This is a genomic window from Paenibacillus residui, from assembly GCF_042677205.1.
GTDB classification, from domain to species: Bacteria; Bacillota; Bacilli; order Paenibacillales; family NBRC-103111; genus Paenibacillus_L; species Paenibacillus_L residui.
In genome coordinates, this window is record NZ_JBHTIU010000110.1 from 1 (window position 1) to 6,404 (window position 6,404).

Sequence of the window (6,404 nt, forward strand, 5' to 3'; positions counted from 1 at the left end):
TTTTCCTGTATGCACCTTTAACCTTTATTCCCATGAATTTTTCGACAAGAACTTTTCACTGTCCAGCATTAATATAATGCCCACAATATATAATAATTCGTCTTACCTACTCTTATATAGATACTACTCTGGATCTCTCGCATTATGGAAGAAAGAGAATTTGACCTTCGTGCAGAACGGAACTCTGCAATTGGTTAACTTTCTTGATCTTGTTTATATAGGAGCGTGTACTCTCTCCCTCGGGAGCATGCTTACTCGCAATAGACCATAAAGTGTCCCCGGGGGCGACGTCAATCTCCTTCCTGACCGCTACAGAACCTGTTCTGGCATCCCCCGCATAAGCATGGAAAATAAAAGAGTAAGAGGCGGAGATAACTCCAAATACTAGAACCGTTAACAGCATAATGCGCAAAATCGTCTTGTTTGCAATTACCGGGCGTTCCGGAAGGATGGTTGCTTTCATCGTCAATACCCCCAAACATTTGTTCTATTCACAGAATACAACGAACAAATGTTTGTGTCAATCCCTTTTGCGAAAAAATTCGAACCCATGTTTGTACGAACTCCGGTTCTATGGTATACTTTATTTAATTATTTCCAATTGGAGTGATCATTGTGACCAAATTGTCAAACCGTCAACAGGCGATATTGGAATTCATTAAGAACGAAGTACGTGATAAAGGCTACCCTCCTTCCGTGCGGGAAATAGGCGAAGCGGTAGGCTTGGCTTCCAGCTCCACCGTTCACGGCCATCTTGAGAGATTGGAGAAGAAGGGGTTGATCCGCAGAGACCCGACCAAACCCAGAGCGATAGAAATTCTTGATGGCGACGGAACAGGGGGAATCCTTCCCATGTCCGTAACCAGAGTGCCTCTGATCGGTAAAGTAACGGCCGGAACACCGATTACCGCAACGGAGAATATCGAGGATTACTTCCCTCTTCCCAGCCATTACGTAGGCGACCACAATGTATTCATGCTGAACGTTATTGGCGAGAGTATGATCGAAGCCGGAATCCATGACGGCGATTATGTCATTGTCAGACAGCAGCCCACCGCCGATAATGGAGATATCGTAGTTGCCATGACGGAAGATGATGAAGCCACGGTCAAGACATTCTATAAGGAGAAGGATCACATTCGTCTGCAGCCGGAGAATTCTAGCATGGAGCCCCTTCGTCTGAAGAACGTTACCATCCTCGGCCGAGTGATCGGAATTTTTCGCGATATTCATTAATCCTGCAGCACCTCGGCCCCGCAATAGAAATAACCTCCTGACAAGAACGGATCCGTTCGTCATGGAGGTTATTTTTACGGCCGCCTCATGCGGAAGTACGGCCGCTATTTATTTCATCGAACACACGCTTCCACAGATTTCGCCTGGAGCCTGCAAGTCAGGCCAAGGCGCCGTATAACAAGTTTAGTACAAAGACATGTACTGATCTCTCTCCCAAGAGTGCACCTGGGTCCGGTAGATATTCCACTCGATTTCCTTCAATTCGTAGAAATGAGTCAGAGCATGCTCGCCCAGCGCCTCCCGCATGACATCGTTCGCCACTAATTCCTGGAGCGCTTCACGAAGATCCGCCGGCAGGCTTGGAATGCCTTCGTCTTCCCGTTCCTCATCGGACATGACATAGATGTTGCGGTCGGTCGGAGGCGGCAGCTGCATCTTCTTGCGTATGCCGTCCAGGCCCGCCTTCAGCATGACTGCCAAGGCGAGATAAGGGTTGGCTGAGGGATCGGGATTCCGCACCTCCACTCTCGTGCTCAGACCGCGGGAAGCCGGAATTCGGATCATCGGGCTGCGATTGCTTGCCGACCAAGCGACATAACACGGAGCCTCATAACCAGGCACAAGACGCTTGTAGGAGTTGACGGTCGGATTGGTGATCGCGGCCATCGAACGGGCATGACGCAATATTCCGGCCATATATTGTCTGGCTACCTGGCTCAAGCCCAGCTTGTCCGATTCATCATAGAAGGCATTGGTACCGCCGGTAAACAAGGATTGATGGCAGTGCATTCCGGAGCCGTTCACCCCGAACAGCGGCTTCGGCATGAATGTGGCGTGCAGGCCATGCTGACGGGCAATCGTTTTGACCACCAGCTTGAAGGTTTGGATCTGGTCGGCCGCCTTAACGGCATCCGCATATTTAAAATCGATTTCATGCTGGCCGGGAGCGACTTCATGATGGGAAGCCTCGATTTCGAAGCCCATCTCCTCCAGCGTCAGCACAATTTCCCGGCGGCAGTTCTCGCCGAGATCGGTCGGCGCCAGGTCGAAGTAGCCGCCCTGATCGTTCAGCTCCATCGTCGGGTAGCCCTTCTCATCTGTGCGGAACAGGAAGAATTCCGGCTCCGGCCCTACATTCATCGAGGTATAGCCCATGGCCTCCGCGTCTTGAAGCGCTCGTTTCAGTATCCCGCGCGGATCCCCGGGAAAAGGTTGTCCGTCTGGCAAATAGACATCGCAAATCAAACGGGCCACCCGATCCTCGGCCACCCAGGGAAAAATAACCCACGTGCTCAAATCGGGATACAAGTACATATCCGACTCTTCGATCCGTACATATCCTTCGATGGAGGACCCGTCGAACATCATTTTATTATCCAGTGCTTTGGGTAATTGGCTCAGGGGAATTTCCACGTTCTTGATCGTACCCAGCAAATCCGTAAACTGCAGTCGGATAAAACGAACGTTCTCCTCCTTGGCAATCTTCAAGATGTCTTCCTTCGTATAGCTCATCCTATGTCCTCCTCAACTAGGCTGGAAAGCGGTCTATATCATCTTTTGAAATAAGTGGAAATATCTCCTTGATTGAGAGAAACCTGATCCAGGCGGTTCCCGCCGTTCAGCTGCTGCTTAAGCAAACGATGCAATTGCGGATCAGTCGGCTCCTGCCGCTTGAGCGCTGACGGCTCGCGACCCATCCTTTCTCCGTCGGCCGCCTGATGAATCATCCGCTTGATCCCGGCAATGTTGATGCCTTTTTCCAGATGCTTCTTAATTTCCAGTAAACGTTCGACGTCATTGAACGAAAACAGCCTCTGATTGCTGTCTGTCCGAACCGGCTTCACCAGCTCGTGCTGCTCATAATACCGGATCTGCCTGGCGGACAAATCCGTGAGCTGCATAACTATCCTCATCGGAAACAGAGCCATGTTTCTGCGGATTGCGTCGCTCATCAGCCATCACTCCCATGAGTGGTAATCTCCATACTGATTGTAACTTTCCGGCTCTCGCCGCGTCAAGAAACTGCAGCCTCCAATTTGGTTCCCTGCCTCCTTATAGACAGAGTGAAATAATAGGCCAAGACCTGCTCTTTTTAAAAACTGCTTTATCCCAATCAGAAAGTGGCTCCATTTTTAATGCTCTAATGAACTTAAACTTTCTAATGCAGCTACAGAGCCAGCAGCCCCCGCTGCCACAGATGCTCCAGCGCTTTGACGGCGCCGAGCTTCGCATGCGAATAGGTAAGCCCTCCTTGCATATACGCAATGTAAGGCTCGCGAATAGGCGCGTCCGCCGACAGCTCCAGGCTTCCCCCTTGGATGAAGGTACCGGCGGCCATGATGACCGCATGCTCATAGCCCGGCATTTCCGAAGGCTCCGGCACCACATAGGCATCCACCGCCGCAGCCTGCTGAATTCCTTGTACGAAAGCAACGAGATGATCTGGCCCGGTGAAGCGAATCGCCTGAATGAGATCGGTTCTCGCCTCATTCCAGCGAGGGCTTGTCTCAAAACCGAGCTGCTCATACAGGCAAGCGGCGAAGATGCTCCCCTTGACAGCCTGTCCGACAAAGTGGGGAGCCAGGAAGAGCCCCTGATAAATACTTCTGGTCGTATCCAGCATGGCTCCGACTTCCCCGCCGATTCCCGGGGCTGTCAAACGATAGGCTGCCTGCTCCACGTACTGCCGCTTGCCTACGATATAACCGCCGGTCGGAGCTATGCCCCCGCCCGGATTTTTGATAAGCGAACCGGCCATTAAATCGGCTCCCGCCTCTGTCGGCTCGAGCGTCTCGGTAAATTCTCCGTAGCAGTTGTCGACAAACACGATGACATCGGGCCGAAGCTGCTTGACAAAGTCCGTCATTTCCCGGATTTGCGCAATTGTGAAGGAAGGCCTCCAATCATAGCCCCGGGATCGCTGGATGCCGACCACCTTCGTCTCGGGCGTCAGCTTCCGCCGGATCTCCTCCCAATCGGGGCTGCCGTCCTCCCGCAGATCTACCTCGTCATAGCGGATTCCCCAATCCCGGAGCGAGCCGGTACCGTCTCCATGACTCCCGATCACCTTATGCAGCGTGTCATACGGGGTGCCCGAAATGTAGAGGAGCTGATCTCCCGGCCGCAGCACACCGAACAAAGCGGTAGAAATCGTATGAGTTCCAGAGGCAAAATGAGGCCGGACCAATCCCGCCTCCGCTCCGAACACATCGGCATAAACACTGTCCAGCACCTCCCGTCCGCGATCGTTATACCCGTAGCCTGTCGAGGATGCGAAATGATAATCACTGACCTGGTGCTTCTGAAAAGCACGGATGACCTTCCATTGATTATGGTCGATCACTCGGTCTACTTCCTGCAGCCGGCCTTGAATTTCCCGTTCGACCCTTTCGATATATGGGCTTAAAGCTTCATTCACTTGCATGATTTTCTCTCTCCCTTGTTCTGTCTGCACATAATCATTATTTAAGACGCGATCCACCGGCTCGCCGGGACCGACCAGCGCAGTAAGGTCTCAGACCTCGTATTCCTTCAGCGCATGGCCATGAACCTCATATTCCGGGCGGCCGATCTGAACCGTCAGCCTTATCTCTTCCCCATCGGTTTGCGAAGAGGTCACTTCTCCGATCCTGTAAGCCTGCGCCAACAGATCGCCGCGATGTGCGGGAATGCGGTACTCCAGGCTGACCCCGCCTATTTTATCCTGAATCCGCTCCTTGAGTTTATCCAAATCTTCCGCGCGATAAGCCGACAGACGCATGAAGTCGCCAGGCCCCGTTAACAGATCCCGTTCTTCCGGCGAACACAGATCGACTTTATTAAACAGCGTAAGCTGCTCCTTGCCCTGCGCCCCCAGTTCCGCCAGCACTTGCTGGACGACCTCCATCTGCTCCTCCCTCATCGTCGAAGCACTGTCGACCACGTGCAGAATGAGATCGGCTTCCAGCACTTCTTCCAGCGTAGCCCGGAAGGCGGCCACCAGATCGTGGGGCAAGTTCTGAATAAACCCGACCGTATCCGTCAGCACGATTTCCTTCCCGGCCGGAAGCTTCAACAAGCGGGAGGTCGGATCCAGCGTGGCGAAGAGCTGGTTCTCCACCAATACATCGGCATGCGTCAACTGCTTAAGCAGCGTCGACTTGCCGGCATTCGTATATCCGACCAGCGCGGCCTGGTACACTCCGGTTTTTCTCCGCCTCGCCCGATGAAGCGTGCGGTGGCGGATCACTTCGGCAAGCTGCCGCTTTAAATCGCGGATCCGGCTGCGGATGTGCCTGCGGTCGGTTTCCAGCTTGCTCTCCCCGGGCCCTCTCGTTCCGATCCCTCCTCCGAGACGGGACAGATTCTTGCCATGACCGGACAAGCGCGGAAGCAAGTAAGTTAATTGCGCAAGCTCCACCTGGAGAATTCCTTCGCGTGTCCGGGCTCTCCGGGCAAAAATATCAAGGATGAGCTGAGTCCGGTCGATGATTTTCAAATCCAGCGCTTCCTCCAGATTCCGCACCTGGACACCCGATAGCTCCTGGTCGAACAGGACCATATTAGCGTTCAGCGCCTCCGATAGCTCCCGAAGCTCGCTCACCTTTCCTTTCCCGATGAACCACTTCGAATCGGCAGCCTCGCGGCTTTGAACGACGGTATCGAGAACAGAGACCCCGGCCGTCTCGGCCAATCGGATCAGCTCCTCCATGGAATAGCCCGCTTGGCGGGCCCGGCTCTTCCTATCCTCCTGCGTAAGCAGGCTGACGAGAATGGCACGCTCCTCCGCTGCGGCGATCACATCATGAGTGGTCGGCTTCATACAACGTCTCCTTCAAAAGTTATTATTTCAGGCCCGGTCCAGCCGCAAGTCTTCCGGACGCAAGGTCATCAGCTCCTGCCGCGACGGATGCTGCTTGTTAAGCTGCAGCAGACGGACCGCTTGATGCCGCATAGCCTTTTCGATCAGATTCCGCACCAGCCTGGCATTGCTGAATGTCCCGAAGCTGTTCTCGATTTCCCGTGTCAAATACTGCTTCAGCTTCCATTCCGCTTGCGGATGGAAGGAATACTCCCGTTCCTTCATCATCCAATGAGCAATCTGCATCAACTGCTCCACCGTATAGTCGGGAAAATCCACCTGAATCGGAAACCGCGACGGCAACCCCGGATTGGTCCGCATAAATTCA

General features: G+C 53.3%; 7 protein-coding genes. 1 reads left to right on the forward strand and 6 read right to left on the reverse strand.

The features are described from left to right. Positions 1–142: 142 nt before the first annotated feature. Positions 143–463, reverse strand: a complete 321-nt coding sequence (locus tag ACFQ03_RS25705) for a LysM peptidoglycan-binding domain-containing protein (RefSeq protein WP_144933502.1) — start codon at positions 461–463, stop codon at positions 143–145. Between the two features lie 152 nt (positions 464–615). Between ACFQ03_RS25705 and lexA the strand changes: the two genes are divergently transcribed. Next, positions 616–1,236, forward strand: a complete 621-nt coding sequence (gene lexA, locus ACFQ03_RS25710; RefSeq protein WP_144933501.1) for a transcriptional repressor LexA — start codon at positions 616–618, stop codon at positions 1,234–1,236. A gap of 183 nt (positions 1,237–1,419) precedes the next feature. On the opposite strand, the gene glnA is transcribed toward lexA, so the two are convergent. The 5 genes from glnA to ACFQ03_RS25735 all read right to left on the reverse strand — a co-directional run. Continuing rightward, positions 1,420–2,748 carry a type I glutamate--ammonia ligase gene (gene glnA, locus ACFQ03_RS25715; protein ID WP_379291867.1) on the reverse strand — a complete coding sequence of 443 codons (1,329 nt, stop codon included), beginning with the start codon at positions 2,746–2,748 and terminating at the stop codon, positions 1,420–1,422. Between the two features lie 38 nt (positions 2,749–2,786). Then, entirely contained in the window at positions 2,787–3,188 is a 402-nt protein-coding gene (locus ACFQ03_RS25720; protein WP_144933499.1) for a MerR family transcriptional regulator, read from the reverse strand. A gap of 215 nt (positions 3,189–3,403) precedes the next feature. Further along, positions 3,404–4,660, reverse strand: coding sequence for a methionine gamma-lyase family protein (locus ACFQ03_RS25725; RefSeq protein WP_379291870.1), 1,257 nt, complete (start codon positions 4,658–4,660; stop codon positions 3,404–3,406). Between the two features lie 90 nt (positions 4,661–4,750). Next, positions 4,751–6,037 carry a GTPase HflX gene (gene hflX / locus ACFQ03_RS25730; protein WP_379291872.1) on the reverse strand — a complete coding sequence of 429 codons (1,287 nt, stop codon included), beginning with the start codon at positions 6,035–6,037 and terminating at the stop codon, positions 4,751–4,753. Between the two features lie 27 nt (positions 6,038–6,064). Continuing rightward, the coding region (locus tag ACFQ03_RS25735) for a stage V sporulation protein K (RefSeq protein ID WP_379291874.1) at positions 6,065–6,404 on the reverse strand (340 nt) is incomplete at its 5' end.

Bases quoted from the DNA above. Each gene is read 5' to 3' on its own strand.
- ACFQ03_RS25705 (WP_144933502.1), bottom strand. From the start codon at position 463: ATGAAAGCAACCATCCTTCCGGAACGCCCGGTAATTGCAAACAAGACG.
- glnA (WP_379291867.1), bottom strand. From the start codon at position 2,748: ATGAGCTATACGAAGGAAGACATCTTGAAGATTGCCAAGGAGGAGAAC.
- ACFQ03_RS25720 (WP_144933499.1), bottom strand. From the start codon at position 3,188: ATGAGCGACGCAATCCGCAGAAACATGGCTCTGTTTCCGATGAGGATA.
- ACFQ03_RS25725 (WP_379291870.1), bottom strand. From the start codon at position 4,660: ATGCAAGTGAATGAAGCTTTAAGCCCATATATCGAAAGGGTCGAACGG.
- hflX (WP_379291872.1), bottom strand. From the start codon at position 6,037: ATGAAGCCGACCACTCATGATGTGATCGCCGCAGCGGAGGAGCGTGCC.